The 17,575-nt window shown below is 51.4% G+C and carries 10 protein-coding genes, 2 tRNA genes, 3 rRNA genes and 1 other annotated feature; of the genes, 11 read left to right on the forward strand and 4 right to left on the reverse strand.

Going from position 1 to position 17,575, the window contains the following annotated elements; all coding sequences use genetic code 11:
* The first annotated feature begins 190 nt into the window (after positions 1-190).
* Both FH974_RS02805 and tyrA read left to right on the forward strand, forming a co-directional pair.
* A complete protein-coding gene (locus tag FH974_RS02805) occupies positions 191-1,264 on the forward strand; it encodes a 3-deoxy-7-phosphoheptulonate synthase (protein WP_047886894.1) in 1,074 nt (357 codons plus the stop codon).
* 25 nt (positions 1,265-1,289) lie between these two features.
* Entirely contained in the window at positions 1,290-2,417 is a 1,128-nt protein-coding gene (gene tyrA, locus FH974_RS02810; protein WP_047886895.1) for a bifunctional chorismate mutase/prephenate dehydrogenase, read from the forward strand.
* A gap of 94 nt (positions 2,418-2,511) precedes the next feature.
* On the opposite strand, the gene pheA is transcribed toward tyrA, so the two are convergent.
* From pheA to bamD, 3 genes are all read right to left on the reverse strand, one after another.
* Positions 2,512-3,687, reverse strand: coding sequence for a prephenate dehydratase (gene pheA / locus FH974_RS02815; RefSeq protein WP_047886896.1), 1,176 nt, complete (start codon positions 3,685-3,687; stop codon positions 2,512-2,514).
* A gap of 23 nt (positions 3,688-3,710) precedes the next feature.
* Positions 3,711-3,832: a sequence feature (Phe leader region), on the reverse strand.
* 121 nt (positions 3,833-3,953) lie between these two features.
* Positions 3,954-4,298 carry a ribosome hibernation-promoting factor, HPF/YfiA family gene (gene hpf, locus FH974_RS02820; RefSeq protein ID WP_047886897.1) on the reverse strand — a complete coding sequence of 115 codons (345 nt, stop codon included), beginning with the start codon at positions 4,296-4,298 and terminating at the stop codon, positions 3,954-3,956.
* Positions 4,299-4,692: 394 nt separating this feature from the next.
* Positions 4,693-5,418 (reverse strand): outer membrane protein assembly factor BamD, encoded by a 726-nt coding sequence (bamD, locus tag FH974_RS02825; RefSeq protein WP_207103481.1) that lies wholly within the window; start codon positions 5,416-5,418, stop codon positions 4,693-4,695.
* 139 nt (positions 5,419-5,557) lie between these two features.
* On the opposite strand from bamD, the gene rluD reads away from it, so the two are divergent.
* On the forward strand, positions 5,558-6,532 hold the full coding sequence (gene rluD / locus FH974_RS02830) for a 23S rRNA pseudouridine(1911/1915/1917) synthase RluD (protein ID WP_207103482.1): 975 nt from the start codon (positions 5,558-5,560) through the stop codon (positions 6,530-6,532).
* A gap of 1 nt (position 6,533) precedes the next feature.
* Positions 6,534-7,277: a peptidoglycan editing factor PgeF gene (pgeF, locus tag FH974_RS02835; protein WP_047886900.1), complete on the forward strand. Its 744-nt coding sequence runs from the start codon at positions 6,534-6,536 to the stop codon at positions 7,275-7,277.
* Positions 7,278-7,464: 187 nt separating this feature from the next.
* Here the strand turns inward: pgeF and FH974_RS02840 are convergent, their stop codons facing one another.
* Positions 7,465-7,857, reverse strand: coding sequence for a hypothetical protein (locus FH974_RS02840; protein WP_047886901.1), 393 nt, complete (start codon positions 7,855-7,857; stop codon positions 7,465-7,467).
* A gap of 358 nt (positions 7,858-8,215) precedes the next feature.
* On the opposite strand from FH974_RS02840, the gene clpB reads away from it, so the two are divergent.
* The 7 genes from clpB to FH974_RS02875 all read left to right on the forward strand — a co-directional run bounded on the left by clpB (position 8,216) and on the right by FH974_RS02875 (position 17,486).
* Complete coding sequence (gene clpB / locus FH974_RS02845; protein ID WP_047886902.1) at positions 8,216-10,789, forward strand: ATP-dependent chaperone ClpB; 2,574 nt, start codon at positions 8,216-8,218, stop codon at positions 10,787-10,789.
* A 603-nt stretch (positions 10,790-11,392) separates the two neighbouring features.
* A 16S ribosomal RNA gene (locus tag FH974_RS02850) occupies positions 11,393-12,944 on the forward strand.
* A gap of 65 nt (positions 12,945-13,009) precedes the next feature.
* Positions 13,010-13,085 (forward strand) — tRNA-Glu (locus tag FH974_RS02855).
* Between the two features lie 256 nt (positions 13,086-13,341).
* Positions 13,342-16,233, forward strand: a 23S ribosomal RNA gene (locus FH974_RS02860).
* A 118-nt stretch (positions 16,234-16,351) separates the two neighbouring features.
* Positions 16,352-16,467, forward strand: a 5S ribosomal RNA gene (gene rrf / locus FH974_RS02865).
* Together the 16S, 23S and 5S rRNA genes with 2 tRNA genes alongside form the textbook arrangement of a ribosomal RNA operon.
* A gap of 43 nt (positions 16,468-16,510) precedes the next feature.
* Positions 16,511-16,587: transfer RNA gene (locus FH974_RS02870), tRNA-Asp, on the forward strand.
* Between the two features lie 599 nt (positions 16,588-17,186).
* A complete protein-coding gene (locus FH974_RS02875) occupies positions 17,187-17,486 on the forward strand; it encodes a hypothetical protein (protein ID WP_047883226.1) in 300 nt (99 codons plus the stop codon).
* Positions 17,487-17,575: the final 89 nt, after the last annotated feature.

Below are 17,575 nucleotides of genomic sequence, written 5' to 3' on the forward strand. Positions count from 1 at the left end.
CCATTATGGTAACTGGGTTTTGATCTGAGTACCAAAAAATACACTATGTAAATTTAAATTTACAAGTGGTGTTTTTTCTTTACGTGGTGTTGAAATCCACAATGGAACCCTGTTATTGTCGGGTTGTAACAGGGCAGCTCCTGTTCTACCTCAAACTAAATCGTATTAAAAAATTTACAGGGAAGCCCTTATGCAAAAAGATCAGTTAAACAATGTCCATATTGAAAATGAATCAGTATTGATCACCCCTCGGGAGTTGCGCGAAAAGTTACCCGTGAGTCAGTCCGGACTGGAGTTTGTTCGTCAGTCACGACAAACCATTGCTGACATCATTCACAAACGTGATCACCGACTGCTGGTAGTGTGCGGCCCATGTTCCATTCATGATATTGAAGCCGCCAAAGAATATGCGGTGCAGCTCAAGCGTTTATCTGATGAGTTAAGTGATCAGCTGTACATCGTGATGCGGGTGTATTTTGAAAAGCCGCGGACGACTGTCGGCTGGAAAGGCCTGATCAATGACCCTCATCTTGACGGCTCCTTTGAGGTAGAAGAAGGTTTGCACATTGCCCGTCAGTTACTGATTGATCTGGTTGAAATGGGGATCCCGCTGGCGACTGAGGCGCTGGATCCAATCAGCCCGCAGTACATCGGCGATTTGTTCAGCTGGGCTGCAATCGGCGCGCGAACCACTGAATCACAAACTCACCGCGAAATGGCCAGTGGTCTGTCGATGCCGGTCGGGTTTAAAAACGGCACAGACGGCAGCCTTGCCACTGCCATTAACGCGATGCAAGCTGCCGCATCCGGCCACCGTTTCATGGGGATTAATCCGGATGGTCAGGTCGCGTTGCTCAATACTCAGGGCAACCCGGATGGCCACGTTATTTTGCGTGGCGGTAAGCAAACCAACTATGACTCAGTATCGGTCAACGAGTGTGAAAACGAGATGAAAGCGTCAGGTCTTTCACCGTCTCTGATGGTAGACTGTAGCCACGCTAACTCCCGTAAGGATTACCGCCGTCAGCCGCTGGTGGCTGAAGATGTGATCCATCAGATTCGGGAGGGGAACTCATCGATTATCGGTCTGATGCTGGAAAGCCACCTGAATGAAGGGAATCAGAGTGCGGAACTGCCACGCAATGAGATGGCTTACGGCGTATCGATCACCGATGCATGTATCAGCTGGGACAGCACGGAGGAACTGCTTCGTCACGCCCATCAGGAGCTGACGCCGTTTTTGCAGCAACGCAATGTCCGATAATGTCCGAGATTACAGAGAGCCATAGATGGTTGCTGAACTGAGTAAATTACGAGATCAAATTGATGACGTTGATCGCCAGATGGTCGAGCTGCTGGCTCGCCGTCTGTCACTGGTAGAAGAAGTGGGCCATGTGAAAAGTCTGCATGGTCTGCCAATTTATGCGCCAGATCGGGAAGCCGCGATGCTGGCTTCCCGCCGCCAGGAAGCGGAAAGCAAAGGGGTGCCGCCCGATCTGATTGAAGATATCTTGCGCCGCACCATGCGTGAATCGTATGCCAGTGAAAATGATTCGGGTTTCAAATGCCTGAATCCTGAGTTGCGCCCGATTGTCGTTGTCGGTGGATACGGTCAGCTGGGCGGGCTGTTCTGCCGTCTGTTCGAGCTGTCGGGCTACCAGGTGCGTAAACTGGGCAGTCAGGATTGGGAGCGTGCCGATGAAATGTTGGCGGATGCCGGTATGGTTGTGGTGTCGGTGCCGATTAATCTGACGGAACAAATTATTGCCAAGCTGGATAACCTGCCGGAGGACTGCATTCTGGCGGATCTGACGTCAGTGAAAAGCGGGCCGCTGCAGGCGATGCTGGAAGTACATAAGGGGCCGGTGGTGGGGCTTCACCCGATGTTCGGCCCTGATATTGCCAGCCTTGCCAAGCAAGTGGTTGCTTACTGCGATGGTCGTCATCCGGAAAGCTACCAGTGGCTACTGGAGCAGATGCAGATCTGGGGCGCCAGCCTGAACCGGATCAGTGCGATTGAGCATGATGAAGGCATGACCCTGATTCAGGCGCTGCGCCACTTTACGTCGTTTGTGTATGGTGTCCATCTGGCGGAAGAAGATCCCAAGCTGGAACAGCTGCTGGCGCTCAGCTCGCCGATTTACCGGCTGGAACTGGCAATGGTGGGCCGTTTGTTTGCGCAGGATGCCCAGCTGTACGCTGACATTATCATGTCCTCGCCGCAGAACCTGGCGATGATCAAGCGTTTCCATCAGCGTTTTGGGGAAGCGATTGAGATTCTAGAGGGGCAGGATAAGGCGGCCTTTACGCAGGCGTTTGCCCAGGTAGAAAGCTGGTTTGGAGATTATGCCCAGCATTTTTTAACCGAGAGCCAGGGATTACTTAGACAGGCGAACGATTCTACTCACCGGAAATAATGGTATCGCTCAAAGAGCTGTACGGTTAGATAAACAAAGCCCACGCTATGCGTGGGCTTTGTGTTTTCGCATTCTGCTTCCTGATGTTGGCAGCTTAGCCTTCAATCTCAACTTCAGTTGGCTTGACGTTTTCGATCGGGTAACAGCCCAGCACTTTGATGAAGCGGGTCAGGCGGGTCAGCTCTTCCAGTGCCTGCTGCATCACCTCCGATTTGAGGTTCACTTCGACATCCACATAGAACATCTCTTCCCATGGGTTGCCGATGACCGGACGGGATTCCAGCTTGGTCATGTTGATATTGAGGTTACGCAATACCAGCAGACATTCCACCAAAGAACCGGCTTGTTGCGCAGTGGACATGATCAGCGTGGTTTTGGCCGGAATGAGTGAAGTAACATCCACGGGTTTGCGGGCAACCACGATAAAGCGAGTGAAGTTCTCTTGCTGGTTGGCAATGCCGCTTTTCAGTGGTGTCAGCCCGTACAGCTCGCCACTGGAGGCATTGCCAATGGCGGCCACGTTCGGCAGTTTCAGTTCGGCCACTTTCATCATGGCTTCCGCGGTGCTGGAGCAGTACTCCTGGGTAATGTTGCCCATAGTGTGCAGGTACTCACTGCATTGCTGATGCGGTTGAGGGTGTGAGTACAGGGTGTCAATGTCTTCCAGGCGGGTATCCACTGCTGTCAGTAGACAGTGCTCAATCGGCAGGGTGATTTCCCCTACAATCGACAGGCTGGTGTGCTGCAGTAAGTCGTACACTTCATTGATTGAGCCGGAGCTGGTGTTCTCAATAGGCAGCACGCCGTAATCGGCCTGCCCGGTTTCGACCAAGCTGACGACATCACGGAAGGTCGAACAACTCATTTCTACCAGCTTGGTTTGCTTCTTACTGAAATAGCTGCGGCTGGCCAGATTGGAGTAGGACCCTTTCGCTCCCAGGAAGGAAACCCGAGCGACAGGTTGTAGGCTGTCAGGATTCGCCAGTTTTTGCAGGTAGGCTTGTTGAAACAGTACAGAGTCTTCAATGATGGTATGGAAAATCTGGGTGACGTACTGGGCATCCAGCTGGTGGGACTTGCCCACCTCAATCAAGCGCAGTAGCAAATCCTGCTCGCGTTCCTGATCCCGGACTGGTTTCGCCGTCTGAATTTTGCTTTTAGCCACTTCAAGGCTGAGCTGGCGGCGTTCAGCCAGAAGTTTGAGAAGCTCGTTGTCGATACGGGTGACATTTTGTCGAATGTCGTCCAGTGAATATTGTGGCTCGGTCATTGTCGCTCCCTGTCTGCAACCCATACAAAAAAGCCCCCGGTGAAGGAGGCTTTCTGTTCGTCATTTGCTGTTTTTTCGCGTAACGAATTGCCTCCACTAAAGTGAGGTAAAAAAGAAACGAAAGAAAAACAGCTGAGTGACGGTCATAGGAATATATTGAATATTTTGTGTCTGATATGGTTCCACATTATGCAGGTGGTGTTGGCTTGTCAAGCAGAAAGTCAAAGCCCCGCCTGGGCGGGGCTTTGACTAAAAATCCTCTGGTATTATTCAGTTTCTTCTTCGAGTTCTTCCAGCTCAGGTTTATCGCAGTGACTTGCACGGCGAGAAGTTGGCTTGTGCGCTTGTTTATTCAGTTGTCTTTCCAGTTTCTGGTACACTTCTGCAATGGCACCGTACATGTCTTCATGCTCTGCTGAGGCGACGAGTTGACCTCCTGGAATGGCAGCAGAGGCTTCTACTTTAAACTGCCGGTTTGGCTCGGTGCTGATGACTGCGTGTTTGCTGATAAAAGGTACCTGATACTTCTCCAACTTCTTGAATTTGTACTCAATGCGCTCACGGATAGCAGGGGTGATTTCAAGGTTTTTGCCTGTGATATCTACTGTCATATTAGCTTTCCTTCTTTTGCTACCCTTCGTTGGGTTGACTTCAGATTACTAAAACCAGTAACTATTAATGTGACATAGATCACGTTTGTGTTGTTAAGAAAAGAATGGAAATGATTCTGTGATCAGGTTTTATTTGTTGCAAAAAAAGTCACAGAAAGTGCTTGTCGAGCCTGACATGGGTAGGGCAGTATGGAGGAATAGTGTTGACTGGCGGCCAGTGCTGTTCAGGGGACAAGTTCGGTTTATATTTCGGGCTAGTGTGAATTTTCACCACTTGTTTTATGCAGCGTTAACAAAAGGTTGAATATCACCAAGTGGTCATCTGAGCCAAAACAACAACAGAATACATAAAAAAACAGCAGCCTTAAGGCTGCTGTTTTTTTAATGCTTGTCTTTAAATCGGGTTGAGCGTTTTCAGCTTCTGAGTGTGTTCAAGAGGTGCCGCTAATCCCAGCTCTTTATAAGCGCTTTCCATGATAGCGATCGATTTACGCGCGGCTTGGGTATCAGCATATTCACGCTGGATCAGCTGTGAGCGATTAACCGCTGCCACCCAGGCTTCTCGACGCAGATAAAAGTCGGCGACAGCCAGTTCGTAATCCGCCAGGCGGTTTTTCAGGAACACCATGCGAGCTTTCGCATCATTGGCATAGCGGCTGTTCGGGTAACGTTCCAGCAGACGTTTAAAATCACGGAATGCTTTGCGGGCCGGTTCAGGATCACGATCGAAACGATCGATGTTGAAAAGATCGTGCATAAAGCTGCGATCCTGAGCCATGCTGGTCAAGCCACGCATATACAGCACCCAGTCTGATTTTTCATGCGCAGGATTGAGGCGATTGAAGCGGTCAATAGTGGCTTCACCCAGTGCCAGGTCATCGTTTTTATAGTACGCGTAGATCAAATCCAGTTGTACTTGCTCGGAATACGCCCCAAATGGGTAACGGGAATCCAGTGTCTCCAGCCGCTCGATGGCGGTGGTCCAGCTGCCGTTTTGTAGCGCTTTCTGAGCGGAGGCATACAGTTCTGCCGGTGGAATGTCCGGGACCACCTCTTCCGTGCTTGAACAGCCTGAAAGCAGGGCAACGGCAAGAAGAGTCGTAAGAGTCAGGCGTTTCATTGCGGCGTTAGTTTCCTTGCTTAAAATTTTATTTCGATAGATCCATTACGGTCAGAGCCGTTAACAGATACAATGACACTAATCGGTTATTGTACGCAGCGTTTGACGTTTAGTCCCACGCTTTTTAAAAAAGTTCGCTATGGCACAGCAGATAGAGTTAACAAATACAGTAAATGATAGCCAATTAGGTCTTCGTCTGGACCAGGTTATCGCTGAGTTATTCCCAGATTACTCCCGCTCACGGATTAAAGAGTGGATTCTTAATGGTATGGTATCGGTCGACGGAGAGGTGATCACCAAGCCACGTACCAAAATGATGGGCGGTGAGGAGCTGCTGGTAAAAGCGGAGATTGAAGATGAAGTGCGCTGGGTTGCGCAGAACATCCCGCTGAACATTGTCTATGAAGACGAATACATTCTGGTGATCAATAAGCCGCGCGATTTCGTGGTTCACCCGGGTGCCGGTACGCCGGACGGGACGGTACTGAACGCCTTGCTGCACCATTGTCCAACGCTGACAGAGGTTCCTCGGGCCGGTATCGTTCACCGTCTGGATAAAGACACGACCGGTCTGATGGTGGTGGCGAAGACAATTCAGGCGCAAACCCGTCTGGTTCGTGCACTGCAAAAGCGCAAGATCACCCGTGAATATGAAGCTATTGCAATTGGTAAGATGACGGGCGGCGGCACGGTTGAAAAACCAATTGGTCGTCACCCGACTAAGCGTACTTGCATGGCAGTCAATGAACTGGGTAAGCCGGCGATCACCCGTTTTCGTGTGGCTGAGCACTTCCGCGAGCATACCCGTATCGTGCTGCGTCTGGAGACCGGTCGTACGCACCAGATTCGTGTGCACATGGCCTACCTGAACCACCCGCTGGTGGGTGACATTATCTATGGTGGCCGTCCGCGTCCACCGCGCAATGCGTCAGATGAATTGGTCATGGCACTTCGTGCGTTCGATCGTCAGGCGCTGCATGCGCGTATGCTGCGTTTGGAGCACCCGATTACCGGTGAGCTGATGGAATGGCGTGCGCCGATGCCAATTGATATGATCGCGATGATTGATATTCTGCGCAAAGATAAAGACGCGCACCAAGAGGAAGATTACTGACATGTGGATTGTCCCTGACTGGCCGGCACCGGCCAATATCAAAGCCGTTTCCACCACCCGTAGTGGCGGGATCAGTGAGGGGCCTTATCTTGGCCTCAATCTGGGTGCGCATGTCGGGGATAAATCAGAGCATGTTGAGCACAATCGGGACTGGTTGCAACAGCAGCTGGGGCTGGATGTGGCTCCGGTCTGGCTGAACCAGACTCACAGCACGCGCGTGATTTCCCTGCCGCAAGCGGAGTTGTCTCCGGCACAGGCCTCGTCGCCGGATGCCGATGGCAGCATGACCGAGCAGCCGGGTATTGCCTGTACTGTCATGACAGCTGACTGCCTGCCGGTCCTGTTGTGTGACCGTGCCGGACGTCAGGTCGCCGCAGTCCATGCCGGCTGGCGTGGGTTGGCTGATGGCATTCTGGAAGAGGCCGTGGCTCAGTTTCATGTTAAAGGCCGGGAGATACTGGTTTGGATGGGCCCAGCCATTGGCGCGTCGGCGTTTGAAGTCGGCGGCGAAGTGCGCGAGCAGTTTATGGCGCAGCACGCAGATGCCGCCGAAGCGTTTCAGCCTTATGGCGACAAGTGGCTGGCTGATTTATACCTTCTGGCCCGCCAGCGTCTGGCGCAAGTGGGGGTAGAACACGTCTTCGGTGGCGATTTGTGCACATTTAGCGACCCGGCTCGTTTTTACTCGTACCGGCGCGACGGCATCACCGGACGTCAGGCGACGCTAATCTGGATCGAATCCTGATAGCTTCGCTCCCGATGCGCCTGAAAGCAGGTTGAACTGGCTCGGAGCGGATAAGCATTACAGCATCCGAACCTGGCCATTTTTCCTTTTCTACACAGAGCCCGACGGCTAATCCCGTCGGGCTCTGTTTCATTTCCGTTGCATAGCATCTGCAATTTGCTTAATCAATATTGAGCGTCAGCAAGGCTTAAAGGCATTGCGTGATGTCGAGAGAGTCATGTTCCTTTTCCTGAAATAGCAAAGTCACGGCATCGTAGCCGCCCGAAAAACGGGCTTGCAGGGTAATTACCAGGTTTTCTCTTTCCTCCTCCGCGTCTGCCCGGTAGCGGGACAATGTTGCTTTGATCGTGCTGGTTTCTTCAAAGGCCGGATGGGACATGATTGCCTTTAATTGGCTGACCCGGTGTTTCAACAGTGTTCCCGCGGGATGTTCTGCTGTCATATGGTCAACAAAAATCAGGGTGGCCTGGGTCGTGAAATCTTTCGACGGGCAACCGGCGGCAAATGCTGAGTGACTGACCATCAATGACGTGCTTACCATAAACCAGGCTGTGATAGCGCCTCTCCAATTGATCTTCATGTGTGCCTGCTGAACTTGCTGAAAAGGATGTGTGGTGCCCCATATTGTCCATTCAACAGCTGTGCAGGCCGATTACAACGGACACGTCCTGCGAATCGTTTCGCCTGAATACGTGAGCCCGCAGAAAAATGCGACAGGAAAAACCGACTAAAATCACACTGTTTAAAGGGCTAATGCATCGTGCTCATCAAGGCAAAAAGCGGCGATGACAGTGGGTGAGTGCATTAAACCAGGCTGGGGGTACCAATGGGCGGGCCACCGCTACCGGTGGCAAAAAGCAGAGTTCAGTGGCTGTCATTGGTTGAAAATTTCTCGATTAACCACCATATCTGAACCTGAGAGATGATTAGGAGGACTTATGCGTCTTGACCGTTTTACTAGCAAATTCCAGATGGCTATCTCTGATGCGCAATCGCTAGCATTAGGACGAGACCATCAGTATATCGAGCCGGTTCATTTAATGACGGCGCTGCTGAATCAGGATGGCAGCACAATCCGGCCGCTCCTGACATTATTGAATGTGGATGTGGCCCAGTTGCGTTCAGGACTGGCTGAACAATTAGATCGTTTGCCGAAAGTCAGTGGTATCGGCGGAGACGTCCAGCTTTCACATGGCCTTGGCGTGCTGCTGAACATGTGCGATAAGCTGGCGCAGAAACGAAAAGACAAATTTATCTCGTCTGAGCTGTTTATTCTGGCGGCGGTGGACGACAAGGGGCCGCTCGGGAAATTGCTCAAAGATATGGGCATGACGGCTGACAAAATTGAAAAAGCGATTGAGAAAGTGCGCGGCGGCCAGAATGTGGATGATCAAAATGCCGAAGAGAACCGCCAGGCACTGGAAAAATACACCATTAACCTGACGGAGCGTGCCGAGCAGGGCAAGCTGGACCCGGTTATCGGTCGTGACGATGAAATTCGCCGTACTATTCAGGTACTGCAGCGTCGTACCAAAAATAACCCGGTGTTGATTGGTGAGCCCGGGGTGGGGAAAACGGCCATTGTTGAGGGGCTGGCGCAGCGAATTATCAATGGTGAAGTACCGGAAGGACTGCGCAACAAACGTGTTCTGTCACTGGATATGGGCGCATTGATTGCCGGGGCAAAATACCGTGGTGAATTTGAAGAGCGGTTGAAAGCGGTACTCAATGAACTGGCGCAGGAAGAAGGCAGCGTTATTCTGTTTATTGATGAGCTGCACACCATGGTGGGTGCCGGTAAAGGTGAAGGTGCCATGGACGCCGGTAACATGCTTAAACCGGCGCTGGCTCGGGGTGAGCTGCACTGTGTCGGCGCGACAACCCTGGACGAATACCGTCAGTACATTGAAAAAGATGCTGCTCTGGAGCGTCGTTTCCAGAAAGTGCTGGTGGATGAGCCGAGCGTGGAAGATACCGTGGCAATTCTGCGTGGTCTGAAAGAGCGTTACGAGCTGCACCACCATGTCGAAATTACTGACCCGGCCATTGTGGCGGCTGCCAGTTTGTCACACCGCTACGTGTCCGATCGCCAGCTGCCCGACAAAGCAATTGACTTGATTGATGAAGCGGCATCCAGTATCCGGATGCAGATCGATTCCAAGCCGGAATCGCTGGATCGCCTGGAGCGCCGAATTATTCAGCTCAAGATTGAGCAGCAAGCCATTGCTAAAGAAAGTGATGAAGCCAGTAAAAAGCGCCTGAGTGATCTGCTTGAAGAACTCGACAGCAAAGAGCGTGAATATGCTGAGCTGGAAGAAGTCTGGAATGCAGAAAAAGCGGCACTGTCCGGTACGCAGCATATTAAAGCGGAATTGGAGCAGGCACGTACCGACATGGAAATTGCCCGCCGGGCTGGTGACCTTAACCGGATGTCGGAACTGCAATACGGCAAGATCCCTGAATTAGAAAAACAGCTGGATCTTGCGGCGCAGGCTGAAATGCAGGAAATGACACTGCTGAAGAACAAAGTCACTGATGCTGAAATTGCAGAAGTGCTGTCGCGTCAGACCGGTATTCCGGTGGCAAAAATGCTGGAAGGTGAGCGTGATAAGCTGCTTCGTATGGAAGAAGCATTGCATAAACGAGTGATTGGTCAGAATGAAGCGGTGGATGCAGTATCCAATGCGATTCGTCGTAGTCGTGCCGGTTTGTCTGATCCTCATCGTCCGATTGGGTCTTTCCTCTTCCTCGGGCCGACCGGGGTTGGTAAGACCGAGTTGTGCAAAGCGCTGGCGCATTTCATGTTCGACAGTGACGATGCCATGGTACGTATCGATATGTCAGAGTTCATGGAGAAACACTCTGTGGCTAGACTGGTGGGTGCGCCTCCCGGTTATGTCGGTTATGAAGAAGGGGGTTACCTGACCGAAGCGGTTCGCCGTAAACCTTATTCAGTGATCTTGTTGGATGAGGTGGAAAAAGCCCACCCGGATGTCTTCAACATTCTGCTGCAGGTGCTGGATGATGGCCGTTTGACGGATGGGCAGGGCAGAACGGTCGATTTCCGTAACACCGTCGTTATTATGACCTCGAACCTCGGATCCGATCGTATTCAGGAGCACTTTGGTGAACTGGATTACGAAGGTATGAAGCAAACGGTAATGGAAGTTGTCACTCATCATTTCCGTCCGGAGTTCATCAACCGGGTGGACGAGACAGTGGTCTTCCATCCTCTGGGTGAGGAGCACATTAAGAACATTGCGTCGATTCAGGTTACTCGTTTGGTGAAACGTCTGGAAGAGCGTGACTACCAGTTAGATATGAAAGACAGCGCGCTAGAGCTGATTGCCGAAGCCGGGTTTGATCCTGTTTATGGGGCGCGTCCGCTGAAACGGGCTATCCAGCAGTATGTGGAGAATCCTCTGGCGCAGGATATCCTCTCCGGGAAGTTTGTACCGGGTAAACCGATCATCCTGGAAGCGGTAGACGGCAAGATTTCGGCGCACCAATAAGGTTGTGGGAATGCGACAATCTTCGCCGTCAGTGTTTAACGTCAGCTTTATACACTAACGGGTAATGGCAATATCACGCCGCTCTTTTCAAGAGCGGCGTTTTTTTTCCTCAATTGTGACACTACGTTTTGCCTCACCCTTATCACTTTTCGGCTGCGGTTTTGATCGCTTAGGAAAATAGCAGAAGAGAAACAATGGGAGATAAGGTGAATCTCTTTATCTTTCTGCGAAAGATTATTTTACTTATCGGCTTCTATTGCTCATGAGACACAAAAGATAAGAATGCCGGGTGGAATAAATGACCGTTACTGGATGGTTGTGGCGAAATGATATTCAGTTGGTTCGGTTTTATGAAAATAATGCATTTTGCCTATTGCGATGCTGAGCCAGGTCTCTATAATGCCGCCTCACTGACACGGAGCGCGGCGAGATAAGCCAGCGACGTGAAAGAAAAGTTCTTTAACAATTTGACCATGCAATCTGTGTGGGCACTCGTGAACTGATAGTCAAAAAGATTTATCGATGAACTGAGTGACCAATTCAAAATGACTTCGGTTATTTTGGCACAGTCAATTTAATTCAGTATTCATCGAGCCAAAACTTTAATTGAAGAGTTTGATCATGGCTCAGATTGAACGCTGGCGGCAGGCCTAACACATGCAAGTCGAGCGGCAGCGACAACATTGACCCTTCGGGGGATTTGTTGGGCGGCGAGCGGCGGACGGGTGAGTAATGCCTGGGAACATGCCTTAGTGTGGGGGATAACCATTGGAAACGATGGCTAATACCGCATAATCTCTACGGAGCAAAGAGGGGGACCTTCGGGCCTCTCGCGCTAAGATTGGCCCAGGTGGGATTAGCTAGTAGGTGGGGTAACGGCTCACCTAGGCGACGATCCCTAGCTGGTCTGAGAGGATGATCAGCCACACTGGAACTGAGACACGGTCCAGACTCCTACGGGAGGCAGCAGTGGGGAATATTGCACAATGGGGGAAACCCTGATGCAGCCATGCCGCGTGTGTGAAGAAGGCCTTCGGGTTGTAAAGCACTTTCAGCAGTGAGGAAGGCGGTATCGTTAACAGCGGTATTGTTTGACGTTAGCTGCAGAAGAAGCACCGGCTAACTCCGTGCCAGCAGCCGCGGTAATACGGAGGGTGCGAGCGTTAATCGGAATTACTGGGCGTAAAGCGCATGCAGGCGGCTTGTTAAGCCAGATGTGAAAGCCCGGGGCTCAACCTCGGAATCGCATTTGGAACTGGCAGGCTAGAGTCTTGTAGAGGGGGGTAGAATTTCAGGTGTAGCGGTGAAATGCGTAGAGATCTGAAGGAATACCGGTGGCGAAGGCGGCCCCCTGGACAAAGACTGACGCTCAGATGCGAAAGCGTGGGGAGCAAACAGGATTAGATACCCTGGTAGTCCACGCCGTAAACGATGTCTACTTGGAGGTTGGTGTCTTGAACACTGGCTTTCGGAGCTAACGCGTTAAGTAGACCGCCTGGGGAGTACGGTCGCAAGATTAAAACTCAAATGAATTGACGGGGGCCCGCACAAGCGGTGGAGCATGTGGTTTAATTCGATGCAACGCGAAGAACCTTACCTACTCTTGACATCCAGAGAACTTAGCAGAGATGCTTTGGTGCCTTCGGGAACTCTGAGACAGGTGCTGCATGGCTGTCGTCAGCTCGTGTTGTGAAATGTTGGGTTAAGTCCCGCAACGAGCGCAACCCTTATCCTTGTTTGCCAGCACTTCGGGTGGGAACTCCAGGGAGACTGCCGGTGATAAACCGGAGGAAGGTGGGGACGACGTCAAGTCATCATGGCCCTTACGAGTAGGGCTACACACGTGCTACAATGGCATATACAGAGGGCAGCAAGACCGCGAGGTGGAGCGAATCCCACAAAGTATGTCGTAGTCCGGATTGGAGTCTGCAACTCGACTCCATGAAGTCGGAATCGCTAGTAATCGTGGATCAGAATGCCACGGTGAATACGTTCCCGGGCCTTGTACACACCGCCCGTCACACCATGGGAGTGGGCTGCACCAGAAGTAGATAGCTTAACCTTCGGGAGGGCGTTTACCACGGTGTGGTTCATGACTGGGGTGAAGTCGTAACAAGGTAGCCCTAGGGGAACCTGGGGCTGGATCACCTCCTTACCTAAAGACTGCGCTTTGCGTAGTGTCCACACAGATTGCTTGGTCGAAATGTAAAAGACAGATGTGTCCCATTCGTCTAGAGGCCTAGGACACCGCCCTTTCACGGCGGTAACAGGGGTTCGACTCCCCTATGGGACGCCACTTTCTAACTGCACTTGTGAGTGTGATTAGAAAGTGGTTTCTTCGGAAAACACATGCTCTTTAACAATCTGGAAAGCTGACTAGTAATTCGATTCATACGAATCGAAATTATTGTTTCTCGAAAGAGAAACGAGTTCTCAAGCAATACATATTCAAGTGTCTTGTGTAAGAAGAGTCCGGCAAAACAAACTAACCATCTTAACTCAGATGGAAAAACCTTGGTTGTTTGAACATACGAAACCTCTTGGGGTTGTATGGTTAAGTGACTAAGCGTACACGGTGGATGCCTGGGCAGTCAGAGGCGATGAAGGACGTACTAACTTGCGATAAGCGTAGATGAGGCAGTAAGAGCCACTTGAGTCTACGATTTCCGAATGGGGAAACCCAGCTGCATAAGCAGTTATCATCAAGTGAATACATAGCTTGATGAGGCGAACCGGGGGAACTGAAACATCTAAGTACCCCGAGGAAGAGAAATCAACCGAGATTCCGGCAGTAGCGGCGAGCGAAACCGGATTAGCCCTTAAGTTGGTTTGGTGTCAGGCGAATGAGCTGGAAAGCTCAGCGATACAGGGTGACAGCCCCGTAGCCGACAACACCTTATCAGTGAAAACGAGTAGGACGGGACACGTGTTATCTTGTCTGAAGATGGGGGGACCATCCTCCAAGGCTAAATACTCCTGACTGACCGATAGTGAACCAGTACCGTGAGGGAAAGGCGAAAAGAACCCCTGTGAGGGGAGTGAAATAGAACCTGAAACCGTGTACGTACAAGCAGTAGGAGCAGGCTTTGTCCTGTGACTGCGTACCTTTTGTATAATGGGTCAGCGACTTAATTTCAGTAGCAAGGTTAACCGTATAGGGGAGCCGTAGGGAAACCGAGTCTTAACTGGGCGTGCAGTTGCTGGGATTAGACCCGAAACCGAGTGATCTAGCCATGGGCAGGTTGAAGGTGCGGTAACACGCACTGGAGGACCGAACCGACTAATGTTGAAAAATTAGCGGATGACTTGTGGCTAGGGGTGAAAGGCCAATCAAACTCGGAGATAGCTGGTTCTCCCCGAAAGCTATTTAGGTAGCGCCTCGGACGAATACTACTGGGGGTAGAGCACTGTTAAGGCTAGGGGGTCATCCCGACTTACCAACCCTTTGCAAACTCCGAATACCAGTAAGTACTATCCGGGAGACACACGGCGGGTGCTAACGTCCGTCGTGGAGAGGGAAACAACCCAGACCGCCAGCTAAGGTCCCAAAGTTATCGCTAAGTGGGAAACGATGTGGGAAGGCTCAGACAGCCAGGATGTTGGCTTAGAAGCAGCCATCATTTAAAGAAAGCGTAATAGCTCACTGGTCGAGTCGGCCTGCGCGGAAGATTTAACGGGGCTAAGCGATACACCGAAGCTGCGGCAATGCGCATTAGCGTATTGGGTAGGGGAGCGTTCTGTAAGCCGCTGAAGGTGTCCTGTAAGGGGCGCTGGAGGTATCAGAAGTGCGAATGCTGACATGAGTAACGATAAAGGGGGTGAAAAACCTCCTCGCCGGAAGACCAAGGGTTCCTGTCCAACGTTAATCGGGGCAGGGTGAGTCGACCCCTAAGGCGAGGCCGAAAGGCGTAGTCGATGGGAAACGGGTTAATATTCCCGTACTTCTTGCTATTGCGATGGGGGGACGGAGAAGGCTAGGTGGGCCTGGCGACGGTTGTCCAGGTTCAAGGGTGTAGGCTGATGGTTTAGGCAAATCCGGACCATCTTAAGGCTGAGACCCGATGTCGAGGCACCACGGTGCTGAAGTCATTGATGCCATGCTTCCGGGAAAAGCCTCTAAGCTTCAGATAGCAAGAAATCGTACCCCAAACCGACACAGGTGGTCGGGTAGAGAATACCAAGGCGCTTGAGAGAACTCGGGTGAAGGAACTAGGCAAAATGGTACCGTAACTTCGGGAGAAGGTACGCTGCCGGCGGTGAAGAGACTTGCTCTTGGAGCTGCTGGCAGTCGCAGATACCAGGTGGCTGCAACTGTTTATTAAAAACACAGCACTGTGCAAAATCGAAAGATGACGTATACGGTGTGACGCCTGCCCGGTGCCGGAAGGTTAATTGATGGGGTTATCCTTAGGGAGAAGCTCTTGATCGAAGCCCCGGTAAACGGCGGCCGTAACTATAACGGTCCTAAGGTAGCGAAATTCCTTGTCGGGTAAGTTCCGACCTGCACGAATGGCGTAATGATGGCCACGCTGTCTCCACCCGAGACTCAGTGAAATTGAAATCGCAGTGAAGATGCTGCGTACCCGCGGCTAGACGGAAAGACCCCGTGAACCTTTACTACAGCTTGGCACTGAACATTGACCCTACATGTGTAGGATAGGTGGGAGGCTTCGAAGCAGGTACGCCAGTATCTGTGGAGCCGTCCTTGAAATACCACCCTTGTAGTGTTGATGTTCTAACGTCGCCCCCTCATCGGGGGTGCGGACAGTGCCTGGTGGGTAGTTTGACTGGGGCGGTCTCCTCCCAAAGCGTAACGGAGGAGCACGAAGGTGGGCTAATCACGGTCGGACATCGTGAGGTTAGTGCAATGGCATAAGCCCGCTTGACTGCGAGAATGACGGTTCGAGCAGGTGCGAAAGCAGGTCATAGTGATCCGGTGGTTCTGAATGGAAGGGCCATCGCTCAACGGATAAAAGGTACTCCGGGGATAACAGGCTGATACCGCCCAAGAGTTCATATCGACGGCGGTGTTTGGCACCTCGATGTCGGCTCATCACATCCTGGGGCTGAAGTCGGTCCCAAGGGTATGGCTGTTCGCCATTTAAAGTGGTACGCGAGCTGGGTTTAGAACGTCGTGAGACAGTTCGGTCCCTATCTGCCGTGGGCGTTGGATGATTGAGAGGGGCTGCTCCTAGTACGAGAGGACCGGAGTGGACGAACCTCTGGTGTTCGGGTTGTGTCGCCAGACGCATTGCCCGGTAGCTAAGTTCGGAATCGATAACCGCTGAAAGCATCTAAGCGGGAAGCGAGCCTCAAGATGAGTCATCCCCAGAGCTTCAAGCTCTCTGAAGGGTTGTTCGAGACTAGAACGTTGATAGGCAGGGTGTGTAAGCGCTGTGAGGCGTTGAGCTAACCTGTACTAATTGCCCGTGCGGCTTAACCATACAACACCCAAGGGGTTTTTGACGGACTCCACGAGCACTTGAATGGTGTGCTTGAACTTTAGTCAGTTTTTTCCAAGATTGTGATTTGCGGCCTGCGGGCAGTGAATCAAAGAATTTGCCTGGCGACCATAGCGCTGTGGACCCACCTGATCCCATGCCGAACTCAGACGTGAAACGCAGCAGCGCCGATGGTAGTGTGGGGCCTCCCCATGTGAGAGTAGGACATCGCCAGGCACCCAATTTAGGTTAGCGTTCTGAACAAACGCTAATTCTGAGTGGAGCGGTAGTTCAGTTGGTTAGAATACCGGCCTGTCACGCCGGGGGTCGCGGGTTCGAGTCCCGTCCGCTCCGCCACTCTTCAATAAGCCCAGTCGAAAGACTGGGCTTTTTTACATTTTACGCTCCCGAAAGTGCTACGCACTTTTTCGCGGGCCGGAATGCCGGACCATCGATTCCCGTCCGCTCCGCCACTCTTTAATAAGCCCAGTCGAAAGACTGGGCTTTTTTACATTTTACACTCCCGAAAGTGCTACGCACTTTTTCGCGAGCCGGAATGCCGGACCATCGATTCCCGTCCGCTCCGCTACTCTTTAAGAATCCCAGTCGAAAGACTGGGCTTTTTTACGTTTAAATACAATGTGTTCGCCCTGCGGTCGAATGTGTCCCGTGGATCGACAGCCCGGTAGCTCCGCCACTTATCTGACTCCTAAATTGAAAACAGCCGGTTTTTGCTCGTTTAAAGCTTTTCTGTTTGACCTCAGGCCAAGTGGATTCTGTAGATACGCTAGCCATACCTCTGCTCTATGGTCATTGTCAGAGATGCTTCCCTGCTTAGAAACCTTGTGTTCGTCACACCCATTTACAACTCTTTGAGATTAAGCAGTGATTGAAGCTTGAGTGAGACTGCTGGCTGTGAGAGGGTAGGCAGCATCTGAAAACTGTTGAGAATGCTGATGAAATTCTTTTTTGAACGAACTGAAACTGAGCGCGAGATTGCGATCACGCTGAAACCTCATTCACTGTATTTGATGTTGTTGATGCTGGCATTCTGGCTGGTTAATGACTTTGTCTTACAGTCATCGTCGATAGCACAGTTCATGATGCCGATTTTTATGGTGTTTATTGTGATTCGTTTCTTTTCGCTCATCCGGGTACAGAAAGAGGTTCTGGTTGCGATGAAGCAAGGCAAAGTGAAAACGCAGGGCAGCAAATTTTCATTTGCGAATCCGTTTACTTACACCATCTCGAAGTAATTCAAACTTTATTTCCCAAATGGAAAGAATCTCTGAAGCTAATGCTGCTTATTGTCTCTTCACATCCAGTGCATAATAAGGCATTGATG

This window comes from Photobacterium ganghwense (assembly GCF_017329545.1).
Taxonomy (GTDB): Bacteria; Pseudomonadota; Gammaproteobacteria; order Enterobacterales; family Vibrionaceae; genus Photobacterium; species Photobacterium ganghwense.